The organism is Flavobacterium flavipigmentatum (genome assembly GCF_020911905.1).
GTDB classification, from domain to species: Bacteria; Bacteroidota; Bacteroidia; order Flavobacteriales; family Flavobacteriaceae; genus Flavobacterium; species Flavobacterium flavipigmentatum.
This window is the reverse complement of sequence record NZ_CP087133.1, coordinates 4,295,248-4,314,490: the sequence shown is the minus strand read 5'-3', so window position 1 is coordinate 4,314,490 and position 19,243 is coordinate 4,295,248. Positions and strand designations below refer to the sequence as shown.

At 34.1% G+C, this 19,243-nt stretch carries 15 protein-coding genes; 4 read left to right on the top strand and 11 right to left on the bottom strand.

The annotated features are described in order from the left end of the window. Positions 1-89 precede the first annotated feature (89 nt). The 6 genes from LNP22_RS18195 to LNP22_RS18170 form a co-directional block, all read right to left on the bottom strand. Complete coding sequence (locus LNP22_RS18195) at positions 90-2,249, bottom strand: TonB-dependent receptor (RefSeq protein ID WP_229974712.1); 2,160 nt, start codon at positions 2,247-2,249, stop codon at positions 90-92. A gap of 102 nt (positions 2,250-2,351) precedes the next feature. Next, on the bottom strand, positions 2,352-2,525 hold the full coding sequence (locus tag LNP22_RS18190; protein ID WP_229974711.1) for a hypothetical protein: 174 nt from the start codon (positions 2,523-2,525) through the stop codon (positions 2,352-2,354). Between the two features lie 381 nt (positions 2,526-2,906). Next, the gene (gene secA / locus LNP22_RS18185; RefSeq protein ID WP_229974710.1) at positions 2,907-6,248 is read right to left on the bottom strand and encodes a preprotein translocase subunit SecA; all 3,342 of its coding nucleotides are present in this window, start codon (positions 6,246-6,248) and stop codon (positions 2,907-2,909) included. Positions 6,249-6,335: 87 nt separating this feature from the next. After that, positions 6,336-6,557, bottom strand: a complete 222-nt coding sequence (locus LNP22_RS18180; protein ID WP_007138072.1) for a DUF2795 domain-containing protein — start codon at positions 6,555-6,557, stop codon at positions 6,336-6,338. A gap of 174 nt (positions 6,558-6,731) precedes the next feature. Next, entirely contained in the window at positions 6,732-7,301 is a 570-nt protein-coding gene (locus LNP22_RS18175; RefSeq protein ID WP_229974709.1) for a cob(I)yrinic acid a,c-diamide adenosyltransferase, read from the bottom strand. Between the two features lie 130 nt (positions 7,302-7,431). Beyond that, positions 7,432-8,118, bottom strand: a complete 687-nt coding sequence (locus LNP22_RS18170) for an ABC transporter ATP-binding protein (protein WP_229974708.1) — start codon at positions 8,116-8,118, stop codon at positions 7,432-7,434. A gap of 312 nt (positions 8,119-8,430) precedes the next feature. On the opposite strand from LNP22_RS18170, the gene LNP22_RS18165 reads away from it, so the two are divergent. Further along, positions 8,431-9,087, top strand: a complete 657-nt coding sequence (locus LNP22_RS18165; protein WP_210666225.1) for a DUF6565 domain-containing protein — start codon at positions 8,431-8,433, stop codon at positions 9,085-9,087. A 51-nt stretch (positions 9,088-9,138) separates the two neighbouring features. On the opposite strand, the gene LNP22_RS18160 is transcribed toward LNP22_RS18165, so the two are convergent. Beyond that, on the bottom strand, positions 9,139-9,918 hold the full coding sequence (locus LNP22_RS18160; RefSeq protein WP_229974707.1) for an O-methyltransferase: 780 nt from the start codon (positions 9,916-9,918) through the stop codon (positions 9,139-9,141). Between the two features lie 151 nt (positions 9,919-10,069). Here LNP22_RS18160 and LNP22_RS18155 point away from each other — a divergent pair, with 151 nt between their 5' ends. After that, entirely contained in the window at positions 10,070-11,626 is a 1,557-nt protein-coding gene (locus LNP22_RS18155; RefSeq protein WP_229976404.1) for an SDR family NAD(P)-dependent oxidoreductase, read from the top strand. A 118-nt stretch (positions 11,627-11,744) separates the two neighbouring features. Here the strand turns inward: LNP22_RS18155 and LNP22_RS18150 are convergent, their stop codons facing one another. The 3 genes from LNP22_RS18150 to LNP22_RS18140 form a co-directional block, all read right to left on the bottom strand. Then, positions 11,745-12,188, bottom strand: a complete 444-nt coding sequence (locus LNP22_RS18150) for a GNAT family N-acetyltransferase (RefSeq protein WP_229974706.1) — start codon at positions 12,186-12,188, stop codon at positions 11,745-11,747. 92 nt (positions 12,189-12,280) lie between these two features. Then, the gene (locus LNP22_RS18145; protein ID WP_229974705.1) at positions 12,281-12,748 is read right to left on the bottom strand and encodes an FKBP-type peptidyl-prolyl cis-trans isomerase; all 468 of its coding nucleotides are present in this window, start codon (positions 12,746-12,748) and stop codon (positions 12,281-12,283) included. Between the two features lie 65 nt (positions 12,749-12,813). Further along, entirely contained in the window at positions 12,814-14,676 is a 1,863-nt protein-coding gene (locus LNP22_RS18140) for an ABC-F family ATP-binding cassette domain-containing protein (protein WP_229974704.1), read from the bottom strand. A gap of 481 nt (positions 14,677-15,157) precedes the next feature. Between LNP22_RS18140 and LNP22_RS18135 the strand changes: the two genes are divergently transcribed. Further along, positions 15,158-16,792: a T9SS type A sorting domain-containing protein gene (locus LNP22_RS18135; protein WP_229974703.1), complete on the top strand. Its 1,635-nt coding sequence runs from the start codon at positions 15,158-15,160 to the stop codon at positions 16,790-16,792. A 66-nt stretch (positions 16,793-16,858) separates the two neighbouring features. Here LNP22_RS18135 and LNP22_RS18130 read toward each other — a convergent pair whose 3' ends face one another. Beyond that, a complete protein-coding gene (locus LNP22_RS18130) occupies positions 16,859-17,791 on the bottom strand; it encodes a T9SS C-terminal target domain-containing protein (protein ID WP_229974702.1) in 933 nt (310 codons plus the stop codon). Positions 17,792-18,037: 246 nt separating this feature from the next. Here LNP22_RS18130 and LNP22_RS18125 point away from each other — a divergent pair, with 246 nt between their 5' ends. Further along, a complete protein-coding gene (locus LNP22_RS18125) occupies positions 18,038-19,201 on the top strand; it encodes a glycosyltransferase family 2 protein (protein WP_229974701.1) in 1,164 nt (387 codons plus the stop codon). Positions 19,202-19,243 lie beyond the last annotated feature (42 nt).

The following is a 19,243-nucleotide window of genomic DNA, read 5'->3' as shown; positions in this document are numbered from 1 at the left end:
CTATATTCTTATGATTTTTTTGCCACAGATTAAAGAATTAAAATAATTTTTTTTTAATCTGTGTTAATCCTTTAATCTGTGGTTAAATATTATTTTTTTAATGAAAAATTATATTGTATGCCAAACACAAATGTTCTGGGAGCTGCTGCTGTATAAGTGGGTTGCGCATTTGTTGTATTGGCTCTGGAAACATTGTAGGCGTATAATTTGTCTGTTAGGTTCATGACATTACCATAGATTTCGAAGGCTTTCCATTGGTAACCAATTCTGGCGTTGAACAAGTTGTAACCATCATATTTCACAGTGTTGATTTGGTCTTGATAGTAGCTACCCACCAACTGCCATTCAATAGAAGTTCTAAAATTAGGAAGCCAATTTGGGTAGTAAGTCACCTCAGAATTTCCAGACCATTTTGGTGCTGCTGGCATTTCTTTACCGTTTAAATCCTGAACCGGGTCAGTGGGTTTGTCAGAAAGTTTAAAATCGATATACTCGTGCTGGGCGTAAGTGCCGCCCATGCGAATGTTGAATTGTTTTGAAGGTCGGTAGGAGGCTCCAAACTCGATTCCTTTATGGCGGGTTGCTCCCGCAGAACGATAATCTGTAGAATTATCGGGAAGTTTGATGCTTAATAATTCGTTTTTACCTTCCATATAATACAAGGCATAATCAAAATTTAATTTGTTTTGAAGGAAAGAAAACCATCCACCCACTTCGTAATTATTGAAGGTCGCAGGTTCTAAATTATAATAAAAATCGGCGGTAACTCCTGTTGTTCCTCCAGTTCCTGGTTTAGTTCTGAAGATCGAAGTGATTCCGGGAGGTGCAAAACCTTGTGAATAATTGCCATAAAATCCCGCAAACTCAAACGGATTGTAATTGGCTCCGGCTTTAAAAGTTATTTTATCGTAGATTTTGCTTCCAGTAGATTGGTCAAGCGCATTGTCATAGTTGACTTTCATATTGTCGTAACGCCCGCCGATGGTCACTACTAATTTTTCGATAGGATTGCAACTTAATTGCGCATAACCCGCTGCATTAAAAATATCTGCGGTATAATCTGCTAATTTTGAATCGGGGTGTTCTGCTACAATTTCGTAAGAGCTGACTTTTTGTTTTCCAGCTTCACCTGGATTTAAGCTGGCATTTAAGTCAATTACATACGACCAATACGTTACGGGTGAATAATCGTAGAGCGCGCCAGCAACAATTTTGGTATTCAGAAAATCAAATTTTTGAGTGTGTTGACCAATAGCGCCGTAACTCTTAAAGTTATTAGAATTGATTTCGCCTGTTGCTTTTGTTGGATTAACAGTTGGGCTCCATTTGATTCCGTAGGAAGGATTTTGTCCTAACTTATTGTCGCGCAAATAAGCCGTGATGTAACTGCTTGAGTTGTTATTCCAATCGTGCTCAAGTGTGATGCGAGTTCGTAAGGCATCTGATTTTCTGTAGGTAAAATTGGTGGTGCTTTTATAGCTTCTGTTGTAAAACGCCTCTTCATTGACACTACCACTCATATCTGAATAATATTTTCCATACATGGTATTACTAATCAGTCGGGTAGTGGACGAAATGGCATAATCGATTCTGGCATTCAAATTGTCTTTGTTATAATCGGAATAGGTCATCCATCCATTTTCCTGTAAAGTTGAAATTCCCGCAATATGAAAACCTACTTTTCCTATTGTGGCACCACCGGCAGCCTGAATTCTTCTGTATCCATAATTGTCGGCCTGAACGCCAAACTTGAATTCAGGATCAACCGGTGGTTTTTGCGAAATTAGATTGATCGTTCCGCCCACAGCTTCTGGTCCGTAAAGCGAAGAAACAGGCCCTTTTACAACCTCGATACTTTGTAAATTAAACTGATTGATTTCTAACAAAGCATTGTGATTGAAGATTCCCATTGGTCGAATAGGCAAACCGTCTTCAAGATATAAATAGTAAGCGTTTGTGGTCATCGGCTGACGGATAGCCATCATGTGCTGCTCGTTTCCTAAATTAACCATCAAAACTCCGGGTGTTTTATTGATGATTTCGTAAACCGCACTGGCTTTAGTTTCTTTAATGGTTTTAGCCGTTATTTTGCTAATTGCGACAGGAGTTTCTTTGCGTAAAGTAGCCGTTCTGTTGGCAGTTATAAAAACGTTTTCAAGTTCCTGAGTTCGAGTCGTGTCTTTTTCTGCTTTATTTTGTGCCAAGACGCATTGCCCCACGATCAATACGGCGAAATAGATATTTTTCATTTTAAATGATATAAATTTTAAAAAGTAACAGGTATTTTCCCTGATTTAAAAAAAAACAAGGAAAAAAGATTTCAATTTTGAATTGAAAAGTGTAGCTAAAATTTATACCAAAGTGGATGGAGGATGAAAAGTACTATTTGAAACCGATATTGGTTTTGCGTCAAAAGAAGCAAAAAGGGCTCTTACTGATTGGATTGGTGTTACTAATTTGAAATTAGCTGTAGCTGTATTTTGAATGTAAACAATCTCTGCTTTTTCTTTCAGATTGTTTTGCATTCTTTTTTCGTTATCGGCGTATTTTTTAAGGCTTTTTTGAAGTTCACATCGGCCGTTACAACTATTAAAAACCATTTTTCGTTGTACACAAATAGTTTTTGAGATTTCTTCCTGATTTAATTTGAATGAAGTATAAACAAAGAAGCTCCCAAATGAGGGCACCAAAAGCATACAGGAGAGAAATAGGATCAGTAACTTTTTCAAGAGTTGTTTCGTTGTTTACAAGTGCAAAAATACATTTTTATTGTTTTTAAAGAGTATGATTTTCGTCATTTTACAAAAAAAAAATATCTCCAATTATCAAAAGTAACTGGAGATATTTATGTGAGAAACCTAACAGATTTTAAAATCTGTTAGGTTTAGAGAATTTTAAAGAATTTATTATTTAACAAGAACCCATTCACCAGAAGCGATTAAAGTTTCTGCTTTTTTAAATTTCATTGTTTCTGTTTTACCCGAAGCCACTTCCTGAACTGTTACGGTGTCATTACGATTGATTTTTGGCATATCTCTCACAATAGTTTCTGTAACCTGACGTTGTTGTGTTTCTCCAGCTTCACGATTGATGTCTTCGCTGTTTACCACTTCGTCTTTGCTTAATTTGAAGTTTTCTTTTTGACGCACTTCTCTAGCTTCTTGAATTTCAGGGACGTTTTGAGCAGGCAAATCACCTTTGAATAGGAATGAAATAACCTCTTTATTAACGTTTTCTAACATTCCTCTGAACAAATTAAAAGCTTCTAATTTGTAAATAAGCAACGGATCTTTTTGCTCGTGAACCGCTAGTTGAACAGATTGTTTCAATTCGTCCATTTTACGCAAGTGTTTTTTCCAAGCTTCATCTACAATAGAAAGTGTGATGTTTTTCTCGAAATCAGCGATCAATTGCGTTCCTTGGCTGTCGTATGCTTTTTTCAAGTCAGTTACAACATTCAAAGTTTTTATTCCGTCAGTAAATGGAACTACGATACGCTCAAAATGGTTGTTTGGCTCTTCGTAAACTCCTTTAATGATTGGGAAAGCTTCTCTGGCGCTTCTTTCTGTTTTTTCTGTATAGAATGCTAAAGTTTCCTTGTAAATTTTTCCTGTGATTTCAACATCTGTTAATTTAGAAAAATCTGCTTCTGAAATTGGAGAAGTGATCGAGAAATAACGAATCAAATCAAATTCGAAAGTTTTAAAGTCATTAAATGGCTTGGTTTGACTCACGATTAGCTCGCAAGTATCATACAACATATTAGCGATATCTAGTTTTAAACGCTCACCAAATAAAGCGTGACGACGACGTTTGTACACCACTTCACGTTGAGAGTTCATTACGTCATCATATTCTAATAAACGTTTACGAACACCAAAGTTATTTTCTTCAACTTTTTTCTGAGCACGTTCTATTGATTTTGTCATCATAGAATGCTGAATTACTTCGCCTTCCTGCAATCCCATTCTATCCATTACTTTAGCGACTCTTTCAGAACCAAATAAACGCATCAGGTTGTCTTCAAGAGAAACATAAAACTGAGAACTTCCCGGATCTCCCTGACGTCCTGCACGACCACGTAACTGTCTGTCAACACGACGGGAATCATGACGCTCTGTACCCACGATTGCCAAACCTCCTGCAGCTTTTACTTCTGGAGATAATTTAATATCGGTACCACGACCGGCCATGTTTGTTGCAATCGTTACCACTCCGGCTTTACCGGCTTCTTCAACAATTTGTGCTTCTTGCTTGTGCATTTTAGCATTCAAAACGTTGTGTGTAACGCCTCTCATTTTTAACATTCGGCTTAATAATTCTGAAATCTCAACAGAAGTTGTTCCAATCAATACTGGTCTTCCTGCATTTGATAATTCTGTTACATCTTCGATAACAGCATTGAATTTTTCGCGGGTTGTTTTATAAATGTAATCTTCTTTGTCTTGTCTTGCGATGCCTCGGTTGGTTGGAATTTCGACAACGTCTAGTTTGTAGATTTGCCATAACTCTCCCGCTTCTGTAACTGCAGTACCCGTCATACCTGCCAATTTGCTGTACATTCTAAAATAATTCTGTAATGTAACAGTTGCAAAAGTTTGGGTAGCAGCCTCGATTTTTACATTTTCCTTGGCTTCAATCGCCTGGTGTAAACCATCAGAATAACGACGACCATCCATGATACGGCCTGTTTGCTCATCGACAATCATAATCTTGTTGTCCATGATTACGTATTCTACATCTTTTTCAAAAAGAGCATACGCTTTTAAAAGCTGCGTTAAAGTATGAATACGTTCACTTTTTACTCCAAAATCTTGAAATAATCTTTCTTTTGCTTCCGCTTCTGCATCTTTATCTAATTTTTGCTTCTCGATAGCAGCAATTTCAGTTCCGATATCTGGAAGTACGAAAAAGTCGGCATCAGTGTCACCCGATAGGTATTTGATACCATTGTCCGTCAATTCTACTTGATTGTTTTTTTCTTCAATTACAAAATACAAAGCCTCATCTACTTTGTGCATTTCGCGATTGTTGTCCTGCATGTATTGATTTTCGGTTTTTTGAAGCAATTGTTTGATTCCTTCTTCACTCAAAAATTTAATTAATGCTTTGTTTTTAGGCAAACTTCTGTAAGCTCTCAATAATAAGAATCCCCCTTCTTTAGTGTTGCCTTCTTTGATTAATTTTTTAGCTTCAGCCAAGAAACCATTTGCCAACTGACGTTGCTGACTTACTAGGTTTTCTATTTTTGGTTTCAATTCATTAAATTCATGACGATCTCCTTGTGGAACCGGTCCTGAAATAATCAATGGTGTTCTTGCATCATCGATCAATACAGAATCGACCTCATCGACAATAGCATAATTGTGTTTTCTCTGTACCAAATCGTTTGGCGAGTGCGCCATATTATCTCTTAAGTAGTCAAAACCAAATTCGTTATTGGTTCCGTAAGTGATATCAGCATCGTAGGCTTTCTTTCTTTGTTCTGTACTTGGTTGGTGATTATCAATACAATCAACCGTTAAACCGTGAAATTCAAACAGAGGTGCTTTCCAGGTGCTATCACGTTTAGCCAGATAATCATTTACTGTTACCAAGTGAACGCCGTTTCCTGTCAGTGCATTCAAATAAAGAGGCAAAGTAGCCACCAAAGTTTTACCTTCACCCGTTTGCATTTCAGCAACTTTACCTTCGTGTAAAACCATTCCTCCAATCAGCTGTACGTCGTAGTGTATCATGTCCCAAGTAATTTCTTTACCTGCGGCATTCCATTTGTTGGCCCAGATTGCTTTGTCTCCGTTAATAGTGATGTAGCTTTTTGCAGCAGAGAATTCTCTGTCTTTAGGAGTAGCGGTAACTTCTATAAATTCGTTGTCTTTAAATCGACGGGCGGTTTCTTTTACAACAGAAAACGCTTCCGGAAGGATGTCTAAAAGTGTTTTCTCTGAGATTTCGTAAGCTTCTTTTTCAAGCGTATCAATAGCTTCATATAAGTCTTCTCTTTTATCGATGTCTTCGATTTTTTCAACTTCCGCTTTAAGCGAAGTAATTTTAGCATCTTTGTCTGCTCTGGCTTCTTTTATTTTTTCTTTAAAAAACACCGTTCTGGCTCTCAATTCATCGTGAGACAAACTCATTAAGCTAGTTTCGAATGTTTTTATTTTGTTTAAATAAGGTTGTAAAGCTTTGACATCTTTCTGAGATTTATCACCTACAAAGACTTTTATGATACTGTTTATGAAACTCATGATTTATTGTATTTCTATTTTATCTAAATGTGTATTTCAACCAAAAAAAAAGCCTCTGTGATGAGACTTTTTCCTTTGGTTTATTTTTTAATATTCATCCTCATTCCAAAGATAATCTTCGTCTGTTGGATAATCAGGCCAAATTTCTTCCATTGATTCATATATCTCTCCTTCATCTTCAATCGACTGAAGGTTTTCTACTACTTCTAACGGAGCACCAGCTCTAATAGCGTAGTCAATAAGTTCGTCTTTGTTAGCAGGCCATGGCGCATCACTTAAATAAGATGCTAATTCTAATGTCCAATACATCTGTTATCTGTTTAGTTTGTGCAAAAATAAATTTTTTACTGAAAAAGACAAGTAAATTTTGATTTATTTTAATAAAATTTAAGAACGTCTCTATAATTGCAGATTTTAGATTGTAGATTTTAGATTATTAAAGCGTTGCATTATCTAAAATCGTAATTCTAAAATCTAAAATTTTTATTTCCTCGGAATCCATTTTACTTCTTCCGCTTTTAAGTCTGAGGACAACTTCCGTGCCAAGACGAAAAGGTAGTCAGATAGTCGGTTCAGGTACTGTATTGCAATTTCTGGGACATGCTCATTATGGCTTAAATGTACCGCCAAACGCTCTGCACGTCTACAAACACAGCGTGCAATATGACAATATGACACGGTTTGATGGCCTCCGGGTAAAACAAAATGTGTCATTTGCGGAAGCGATTCTTCCATTTTGTCTATTTCGTTTTCTAATAATTCAATATCAGTATCTATAATTCCCAGATTTTTCAATCGGAGTTCACCGTTTTTCAAAACTTCTTTTTCCTGCGGAGTGGCTAAAATAGCCCCAACAGTAAATAGTCGGTCCTGAATTTCGATCAAAATTGATTTATAATCCGGATTGATTTCCTGATCACGAATCAATCCTATATAGGAGTTCAATTCGTCAACAGTACCATAACTGTCAATTCGCATGTGGTCTTTAGGAACTCGGGTGCCTCCAAAAAGCGATGTGGTGCCTTTGTCTCCTGTTTTGGTATATACTTTCATTTTTTTGAGTTGCTAAGTTTCTAAGTTGTTGAGAAACTGAGTTTTTATAAGCTGCTATGCTTCTGTAGAATTAAGTTTTTTTATTTCCAATTAAACGATTCAACAAATAAACAGTTCAATTATTTAGAAATTATTTTGTGGTGTCACTTTCGATCACGCCATCACGCAAGCGAATTATACGGTGAGCATACGCAGCAATATCTTCTTCGTGAGTAACCAAAATTACGGTGTTGCCTTGTGCATGAATATCGCCAAAAAGCTTCATGATTTCTACAGATGTTTTACTGTCTAAGTTTCCGGTTGGCTCATCGGCGAGGATTATCGAAGGTTTATTAACCAAAGCACGTGCGATCGCCACACGCTGACGTTGTCCTCCAGAAAGCTGATTAGGTTGGTGATCCATTCTGTCGGCAAGATTTACTTGCTGTAATACTTCGGTTGCCCGTGCATTCCTGTCAGATTTAGAATGTCCTGCATAAATCATGGGTAAAGCAACATTATCTAATGCTGTAGTTCTGGGTAAAAGATTGAAAGTCTGAAACACAAAACCAATTTCTTTGTTTCGAATTCCTGCCAATTCATCATCTTTCATTTGGCTGACATCTTTTCCGTTCAAAACATAATGTCCCGAAGTTGGTGTGTCCAAACAACCTAATAAATTCATTAAAGTAGATTTTCCTGAACCCGAAGGGCCCATCAATGCAACATATTCGCCTTTGTTGATTTCTAAATCGATGCCTTTTAAGACATAAACAATTTCGTTGCCTAAAACAAAGTTTCGTTTAATATCAGTTATTTTAATTAATGGGTTTGCCATTTTATTTTACAATTTTGGATTTAAAAGTACAAAACACTTTTCAATAATTGATAAGTAGCCCAGAATTGATTTTTGTTACAGTAGAAGGAGTGTTTTACCGACTGAACTTTTTTCTCAAAAAGAAGAAAATTTTAAACACTCGTTATTTTATATTCTTATTCTTTAAAAGGGCATTATATTATTTTAAATTATTTTTACATAATTGTCATATTTTTTAATTTTAATTAAATATTTTTTAATTTTTTATGTAATTTTTAATAATATGTCTAAAATTTAACTATATTTGGCATATAATATTAAATATTAAAAATTATGAAGAACATACAAATTTTATCAGGAATTGCCATTTTGGCCTTAGGTTTTACCTCATGTAAAGACGAAAAACAAGAGAAAGCAGAAAAAACAGTCGAATCATACGTAATGTATGTAGATTCTGTAAAAAATGTTGCTGCGGACGATTTGAAAGAAAATTGGAAAGATGTGGAAGCTGAATATGATAGAAGAGCTGCAAATGCAGAATTAGCATTGGCAGATATTAAAGACAATACTGTACAAACCGAAAAAATTAATAATAGCAAAATTAAATACGAAGAATTTAAAAATAGTATGGCAGCAACTCTTGCTCCACCACTAACTCCTAAACAACAATTGCGTAATGCTTTGTTTGGTGAAGGAAAAATTGGTGAAGATATGAGCTTTAATTGGGTAAATGCTCAAAACATTCACAATGTGTACCAACAATTTGTGCATACGGTAGAAAACAATAAAGACAGCTATTCTCGCGAAGATTGGGATGAGATCAAACTAATGTATGAAGCGCTTGACAGCAGAAAAAATACAGTAGAAAAAGAAGGTCTTACTTCTGAAGATAACAGAAAAATTGCTGGTTTAAAAATTAAATTTGGACCTATCTACACTCTAAATAGAATGGGAGCTAAATCTGAAGAAGCAGCTGAGGCTAAAAAATAAAAAAAAGCAATAATTACAAAAATGACAATCAGCAATGGTTGTCATTTTTTTTTAAGCTCTAATTACAAAATGTTGTTTTTCCTGCTCATGCCTGAAAAACACAAATCCCCACTGAAAAGTATCGATGGTGACTTTTACTTTCGGATGATTCTTAATTGTCTGCCAGGCTTCTTCCATTTCTGAAGACCAATGAATATCATCAAAAATCCAGACAGAATCGTTAGTGATTGTTGGTAATAAAAATTCAAAATAAGCCAAGGTTGCTTTTTTTGAATGATTGCCATCGAAATAAATTAAATCCCAATCGCAGATATCTGCAGAATTTTTCAAAAATTCACTAAATTCTACATTTAGAAATTCAAAGTTAAAATCTGGAAATTGCTCGTTAAATAAATTTTCCGCAACTGAAAGTGTGTTTTGGCAACCTTCAATACTAAGTAAAAACGAATTCTTATCTCCCAATGCCATTGCAGAAGTTGCTAAGCCTAATGAAGTTCCTATTTCTAAGATGTTTTTTGGCTGAAAATAATTAGTTATCCTAAAAAGCAGTTCGGCTCTTTTTGGCGAAATACCAGCTGTTTTAGCTATTTTAGAAATTTGTCTTTTATTAGATTTAAAAACTCTTGAACCAACACCAAAATCAGTAACTTCTATAAAGTTTTTATTTTGTAGAAGCGATTTGCGGTACTTTTTCAGAATCGAATATTCGGTTTTAGGTTTTTTATCGTAAAAGCATTTTGTCAGTAAATTAAAGACAAAAGGAGAGTGAACAGCATGCTCGTTTTTAGAATGCCAAAGGAATTTTAAGTATGATTTTATTTGAAATAACATAGAGAAATTTACAAAGTAGCGGCGAAGATAGTAAGAATTTTTAGAAGCAGAAAGGCATAAGTCAAAAGTAAGGCGTTATGACTTTTGCAACTGAAATTTTAAGACGCTAAAAACACTATATTTGCGGCCTTGAAATAATACGCATTTTATGATGTTGAAGGAAGAAATAGAGGAGAAAAATATAATAACGGCGCAAGAAATTGATCGTTGTATTGCTGTTTTGGCACAACTAAATGCTGATACAGATCAGATATTTGATATTCCTAAAGACCAGCGAATCGCTTTGATTAAGGAAGCTGGAATGTTTTCGAGACCAGATCGAGGAGAATTTTCCAGAAGGGTTAAGGACGGAAAACAAGCCCTCTTGCGCAAAAAAGAGAAGAAAGATAAAACAGCACGTAAAGATACCGGAATTCGCCATGCGCGTGAAGCAAGCATTTTTGTTGCACCAAAATTATTAGCTTTTAATGATCTTGCTCATAAAGAACAACTAGAACTAGAACTAGAAACGCCACGAAACTGCTATGTCTGTAAAAATGGTTTTACTAAAATGCATCATTTTTATGATAGTATGTGTACCGATTGCGGCGATTTTAATTATGCAAAACGTTTTCAAACAGCTAATGTAAAGGGACAAGTAGCTGTGATTACTGGTTCTAGATTAAAAATAGGATATCACATTACTCTAATGCTTTTACGCGGAGGAGCAACTGTTATTGCGACGACTCGTTTTCCTGTAGACTCTGCATTGCGGTTTTCTAAAGAAGATGATTTTATGGAATGGGGACATCGCTTAAAAATACACGGTTTAGATTTAAGACACATTCCGAGTGTGGAGATTTTTTGCAATTTTATTGAGCAAAAATACGACCGATTGGATATTTTGATCAATAATGCGGCTCAAACCGTGAGACGTCCTGCTGGATTTTATTCCCATTTGATGGAAAATGAATCATTGCCAATAAATGCACTTCCAAAGCAAGCACAGGAATTATTGTTAGATCATATAAGCTGTCTGGATGAATTAAAAATCCTGACAACAGGGGCTTCTTCCAATGATAATATGCCGGTAACTTGGCACGGCCCTGAACCTGGGATTGGGTTACGCGCTTCGGCTAAATTATCTCAAATTCCGTATTCTTTTGATAATGCTTTGGTGGCGAATGAGGTTTTTCCAGAAGGAGAACTCGATGCCGACTTGCAACAAGTAGATTTACGAAAAACAAATAGTTGGCGTTTGCGTCTTGGTCAGATAGAAACAACTGAAATGATCGAAGTTCAATTGGTCAATTCGGTTGCGCCTTTTGTACTTTGTAATCGTCTTTCGGAAGTGATGAAGAAGGACAATACGGGTCAAAAACATATTATAAATGTTTCTGCCATGGAGGGTAAATTTCATCGCTTTTTTAAGGAAGATCGTCATCCGCATACCAACATGGCAAAAGCGGCTTTAAATATGTTAACACATACATCGTCTGGTACTTTGGCAAAACATGGTATTTTTATGAATGCCGTAGATACGGGTTGGGTAACCGATGAAGACCCTGCTGAATTAGCCAAAAAGAAGCAAGAACTAGAAGATTTTCAGCCGCCATTAGATATCGTAGATGGTGCTGCTAGAGTGATGGACCCTTTGTTTGATGGCATCAATACTGGAAAACATTGGTGTGGGAAGTTTTTGAAAGATTATAATCCTATTCCTTGGTAGCAGTAGTTTTTAGTCACGGTCGCAGTCTCAGTTTTTCTGCTTCATAAAAAATCCACAACAAGATTTAATATTGTTGTGGATTTTTTGTTTAAATAAAAAACGCTAACCAGAATTATTGTTATTTATTTTCCAGTTTCATTTTCAAAATGGGGTAATCTTTTCCTTCATCATCCTTATCGGTTCTATCGTATGTTAGAAAGCCAAATTTGGAATAGAAATTTACAGCATTTTGATTTTGTTCGTTTACATCGACTTTGTCGACAGCTAGTTCATTAATAGCAAAATTCATTAATGTTTTGCCAAATCCTTTTCCAATATGTTCTGGCGCCAAGAATAACATTTCTATTTTGTAATCTGAAACACCAATAAAGCCAAGGACTTTATCCGAATTTGTAAGGCAAAATACGGGAAAAGAGTTGAAATCGATGCCAGATACAATTGTTTTATAATAATCAATATCAGATAGCATTAAAAAATTATGTGTAGAACGAACAGAATTTTCCCAAACAAGAATCATTTGTTCTTTAAATCTTTCGTTATAAGGTTGTATTTCAAATTTCATTTTGTTTGATATGTTTATTTCTTTATGCAAAAATAAAAAACCACAACAAATAATTTTCTGTTGTGGTTTCTTACGAACATGTCTTAAGTTTTTTATTTATTGACTTTAATTAATTTTACATCAAAAACAAGAACAGAACCTCCGGGAATTCCGCTGTAATCATAACTGCCGTATCCTAAGTGTGAAGGAATCAAAAGAATGCCACTTCCGCCTTCTTTAAAATAAGGAATACCTTCTGTCCAGCCTTTTATAACTTGATTTAACCCAAAAGAAATTCCCTCAGCTTTGCTCTGATCAAAAATGTTTCCGTTTGTGTAATATCCTTTATAAGCAACGGTTACATTAGAGGTTGCTGTTGGTTGGGTACCAGTTCCGGGTTCATTTATTACATAATACAAACCAGAATCACTTCGTTGTGCTGTTAATTTATTTTTAGCAATATAATCTGTAATTTCTTTTTCATTCTCAGCAGTGTAGTCCGTTTTTTGAGGAGCCTGTTTGTCATTCGAACAAGAAATAAAAAGAGTTAAGGCTACTAAAGTCGTTAAAATGTGTTTCATTAGAAATTAATTTTTAAAAGATCAAATATAATAGAAAGCATTATTTTTTGTGAATGAAATATCGTTTACCCTTCAATTTTAGCCGAAAGCTCAAACCAACGTTCTTCTTTTTGGTCTATTTTATTGATGATGTTTTGCAATTCGTTTGCTTTTTTCTCGATATCAGCGTCGGCAACTTTTCCTTCAGAGAACAGTTGTTCTATTTTAGTTTTATCAATTTCCAGATCTTTGATTTCTCTTTCTAGTTTTTGATATTCTTTTTGCTCATTGAAAGTCAGGTTTCCAGTCGGATTATTTTGTTTCCAGTCTTTCTTTTCGGCTTTGTTTTCTTCCTTCTGCGCTACGTCTGCACTATCTTCATAAGCACGGAAATCTGAGTAGTTTCCGGGAAAATTTTCGATTTCACCATTTCCTCTAAAAACAAATAAATGATCGACTATTTTATCCATAAAATAACGATCGTGCGATACAACCAATAAACATCCTGGATAATCGAGTAGGAAGCTTTCGAGTACATTTAGCGTTACAATATCCAAATCGTTGGTAGGCTCATCGAGAATCAAAAAGTTAGGATTTTGAATTAAAACGGTACATAAATACAGTCGTTTTAACTCACCACCACTTAGTTTTTCTACAAAATCGTATTGCTTTTTGGCATCAAAAAGAAAACGCTCCAGCAATTGTGAAGCCGAAATCATGCGTCCTTTTGAAAGCGGAATAAATTCGCCGTATTCTTTTATAATATCAATTACACGCTGATTCGGTTTCGGATTGATTCCAGATTGCGTATAATAACCAATTTTTATGGTTTCTCCTTTTACAACGCGGCCACTATCCAGCGGAAGTGTTCCTGTAATAAGGTTTAAGAAAGTCGATTTTCCGGTACCGTTTTTACCAATAATTCCGATGCGTTCTCCGCGCTGAAAATCAAAACTAAATTTGTCGAGAATGACATGATCCTTAAATTTTTTAGAAATTTTGTGAAGCTCAATAATTTTGCTTCCCATGCGTTCCATATTGATTTCGAGTTCGACTTTGTTTTCGCGACGGCGGCTTTGCGCTTTTTCTTTAATGACATAAAAATCATCCTGACGCGATTTAGATTTGGTAGTTCTCGCCTTTGGCTGGCGGCGCATCCATTCTAATTCTTTTGTAAATAAGTTTTTGGCTTTGTCAACGCTCGCATTTTCAGAGGTAATTCTTTCCTCTTTTTTTTCTAAGTAATAAGAGTAATTTCCTTTGTATTGGTAAAGTTTTCCGTTGTCTAATTCGATAATTTCATTACAAACACGCTCCAAAAAGAAACGGTCGTGTGTTACCATAAAAAGCGTAATATTTTCTTTGGCAAAATAACTTTCAAGCCATTCGATCATTTCCAAATCTAAGTGATTGGTTGGCTCATCCAAAATCAATAAATCGGGGCGATTGATAAGAATAATAGCTAGTGAAAGACGTTTTTTTTGTCCACCAGAAAGATTCTTTACTTTCAATTTAAAATCTTCTAATTTTAATTTGAATAAAATTTGTTTGTATTGGGTCTCAAAATCCCAGGCATTGTGCTGATCCATGCCGTCAAAAGCTTTTTGATACGCTTCTCCGTCATCTGGATTTTCAAGTGCTTTTTCGTAGGCTTCAATTACTTTTAAGGTTTCGTTATCCGATGCAAAAATACTTTCTTCAATAGTAAGTTCTTCCTGCAAGTTATTGTCCTGAGAGAGAAACGCCATCTTGATTCCTTTTCTCAAAACCACTTGTCCAGTATCAGGCTCGTCCAAACCATTGATAATGCTCATAATGGTCGTTTTTCCGGAGCCATTTTTGGCAATAAAAGCAATTTTTTGGTCTTTATTGATTCCGAATGAGATGTTGTCAAAAAGGGTTCTTTCACCAAATGACTTCGATATATTTTCTACAGATAGGTAATTCATGTTGTAATAGTGCCTAAAATAGGGCTTTATTGTTTATTTAAAACTAAGAGGTCTGCAATTAGGTCTCTAATTTTAAATAGGAGTTTAATTTAGACCGTGCAAAGATACCTTTTTGAATCAAAGAAAAAAATAGCTTTACAGTAACGTTCAATTGTAAAAGATAAGGTGACTTTTAATATCAAATAGATTTTGAAAAACACAATTAGTAAATACTCTCTTGTACTTATTATTCGTAATATTTCGAGGTCGATTTTATAAAGAAATCAAAAATCGATGCTTTAATCTACTATTCTAAGAAAATAGCTTCTGAAATAAAGCTTTGTAATGAAACTGATAACGTGTTTTGGTCTGAACTCTTTCTTTATTATATGATTAAGCTTATAAAAAGATACTGTTTTTAATATTTACTTTTATTATATTTGACCATTTGCATAACAACTACAGCAAGCTTAAAATTTAACAAAATTTCAAAACAAGAATAATGAAAAAAACTTTTTTATTTCTTTTTTTAATAATCAGCCAAGTAGCTGTAATGGGGCAAACCGTTAATTATACAGCTTCTACAAGTGTAATTGCCAATCCAGAAAGAGGTTTACAAAAATATTCTATAAGTGGAACTAACTATGCAACAACAGTTGGCGCAAATAATCTCCCAGTTGCAACTTTAAATAGTTGGAAAAACAGCACTGACAAAGTAACTGTTGTATACCGCTATTATTTGTTGGATGCTTTTATGAATTCAAACATCAATTCGACTTTTTTGAATAATATGCAAACTGATTTTAATAATATAAGATCAGCAGGGTTTAAAGTTATTGTCAGATTTGCTTATTCTAATTCTGAAGGAACGGTTGCTCAGCAGCCCACAAAAGCACAAATATTAACGCATATTTCTCAGCTTTCTTCTTTATTAACCAATAATAAAGATGTTATTTTTTCGCTTCAGGCAGGATTTATTGGCACTTGGGGTGAATGGTATTATACAAACTCAAGCGAGTATGGAACAGATGGCGCCATATCGGCTATCCAATGGGGCAATAGAAAAGAGATAATAGACGCAATGTTAGCCATGACTCCAATTGAAATACCAATTCAGGTTAGGTATGTTGGCATAAAACAGACCATGTACGGAACAACTCAGTTAACCCCTGCCACTGCTTATCAACAAAATGCAAATGCAAGAATAGGATTTTATAATGATGCTTTTTTAAATAATTATGGTGACATGGGAACATTCAGTGCTGATGAATGTACTAATCCTGTTGGTACGCCAGACTATAATTATTTATCTAATGAGACGAATTATTTGCCAATGACCGGAGAAACTAACGGATTAAACACTTGCGATAATGGTTATAGAACTAAAGGCGATAATGCTGTATATGAAATGGGTTTAACTAATTGGACAACTTTGAACAGGGATTATCATCCTGATTTTTGGAATCAAATTAATGCAAGTCAATATGATAAAATACTTAAAAACTTGGGTTATAGATTTGTTTTGAATTCTTCAACAGTACAATCAAATGGTTCAAACTTTAATTTGACATTGAATATTACAAATGTTGGTAACGCAAGACCTTTTAAGCAACGAGATGTTTATTTGATAATGAAAAATACAGCAACAAATTCATTAACAACTCGTTTATTAAATACTGATATTAGAACATGGGAAAATTCAATTTCAATTACACAAAATTTTAATCCGGGAATAACTGGAGTATTTCAATTTTATCTTTGGATGCCCGATAAAGAATCTCTCTTATCTTCAAATTCAGATTATAGTATTCAATTTGCAAATAATGGCACTTGGGAATCAGCAACAGGATTCAATAATTTATTGCAGACAGTTAACTTAAATACACTCGGAATGCAGGATTTTTCTTTTAAAAATAATTTATCAATCTATCCAAACCCTGCATCTGATTTTATTAAAATTCAATTAAATAGTTCTGAAAAAGAAGAAATTCAAATATATGATTCAGTTGGACAACTAGTTAAAATAGCAACAATATCAAATAATGATAAAATAGATGTTTCTAAATTTACTAGCGGAATATATTTTATTCGTTTAAAAAACAACCCATCATTATCTCTAAAATTTGTTAAATTATAAGATGTAAATGTTTTACAAAACATAACTTTTTTGTAGAGTAAACGGTATTATACTGCTATTTGTGAATTATTGATTAAGGTACGAGTTTAGTATAGAACTTAAATCTATGCGATGAATTTGTTGCTGTATGTTCAAAATTGGTTTTCGCATCAGCGCTTCATTTGTTAAATAATAGTGCAAACCATCTTCGGTTGCGATGCTTTCTATCTGATGAAACGGTAGTTTAAGATTAATTCTTCTTTTGTTTCCAGACAAAAAATCATTGTTTTTAAAATCGTATAATAGGTATAAAAATAGTTTTCCAGTTTTTGAATAACCACAAAGTACAATTCGTTTTTTAGATTCTAAAAATGTAGCGCCTGTTATTAAACCTTGTGTGTCAAGCGTATTTTTTAGTTGCGCAGTATGATTTCCAGATTGTTTGGGTAGGCTGTAAATACTGGTTTTAGAAGCGGTCCATTGTTTGGTAAACAAATAAATACTGTCTTTTGAAACAATAAATGATTCGCAGTCAAAATTGGTCTGGTTGCCTTTTTGTAAAGAAAAATCGGTTTGATCAGAATACGTAAACGAAATAGTGTCGATGATCGGCTTTCTATCCAAAAATGATTTTTTCTCAATTTTTAAAATATGTAAATCTCTTCTGTTTCCAGCTGCATTATTGCCAAAATCGCCTATGTACAAATAGCTGCTGTCTTGCGAAATTTCCTCCCAGTCGTTATTTTTTACTTTTTCTAAAATAAATTTTTTACGAATTTTTCCTTTGCTATCCATGCCGTAGATTGTCGTGTCATGATCGTCATTATGTGTCCAAAGCAAATTATCAAAAGCAACTAATCCAGAAGTTTCTTTTATTGAATCACTCAATTTTATTGAATATTTTGGTTTTATTTTGAAATTTTTATATTCACAACTTCCGTCATTTACCGTTGCATTTGAATTGTAATTTTTAGAAAGCGGATCGGTACAACCTGAAATTTGCGCGTAGGTAGTATTCATGCAAACAAGTATCAGAAAAAAAGTGGTTTTTAGGTTTTTCATATTTCAAAAATAAGATATTCCTTCAGTATTGTACTTCATATTGGTTTTTGTTTTAGATTAAAACTTTAAATCTGCAAAGAATCATTTTGTAGGTTGTGATGAAGAATATAGAAAGGGGAGAAATTTTGCCAAAAACGATTGTACTTTGAGATTGGATTTGGCCGAAAATTTCTAACTTCACCAAAAAAATCAGTTAAATTTTTTATGCAATTATCTGTTGTTATCCTTAATTATAATGTGCGTTATTTTTTGGAACTCTGTGTTTTGAGTGTTCAGGAAGCGCTTATTTCGCTTGATGCGGAAATCATTGTAGTTGATAATAATTCGGATGATGATAGTGTTTTGATGTTGCAGGAGCGATTTCCGAAAGTCAAACTTATTCAAAACAAAGATAATTTTGGCTTTCCAAAAGGCAATAATATAGGAGTAGAGCATGCAAAAGGAGAATATGTTTGTATTTTAAATCCGGATACAGTTGTCGCAGAAGATACTTTTACCAAAATTCTGGCTTTCGCCGAAAGGCAGATCAATTTAGGAATTGTCGGCTGTAAATTAATTGATGGAACTGGAGCTTTTCTACCAGAAAGCAAGCGTGGGGTTCCAACTCCGTGGGTGGCTTTTACTAAGATTTTTGGGTTATACAAAGTGTTTCCAAAACAGAAGTTCTTTAATCAATATTATGCGCAAAATTTAGGTGAAAATCAAACTGGAAAAGTCGCTATTTTGGTAGGCGCTTTTATGCTAATGAAACGCGATTTGTATCATGATCTAGAGGGTTTTGATGAAAAATGTTTTATGTATGCAGATGATATCGATTTGTCTTACAGGGTGCTGCAAAAGCAAAAAACAAATTATTATTTTCATGAAACCACAGTTATTCATTATAAGGGAGAAAGTACCGTTAAAGACGATAAATACATGAGCCATTTTCAACAGGCTATGCGTTTTTTTTATAAAAAGCATTTTAAGCAATCATGGTTTTTTACTTTTTTTATTCAAATTGGAATTGTGTTTTTTTCTGTGGCAAAATGGTTTCAGGGAAAACAAAAGTCAAAACCAGTGCCCGAAAGTTATGTTTTGTACTCTTCGGATCTAAAATTGACTGAAAAATTGTCCTTTGTTTTTAAAAATAAAGTAGCTATTATCGATTTCAAAAAAGAAAAAATGGTAAATTCGTCACTGATTTTTAGAGGTAAAAGGGTAGAGATTATTTTAGATAATCAATATGTTTCATTCAAAAAATGTATCAAAATCATAGAAACTCTTAAAGATAAGAGCATTACTTTTAAAATTTTACCCAAAAACGCCAATTTTGTTATTGGAAGTGATTCAAGAAATGACAGGGGGCAAATTATAAAAATCAAGTAAAAAATTATATTAAATGTAATTTATATTTAAAATATTCAGTAA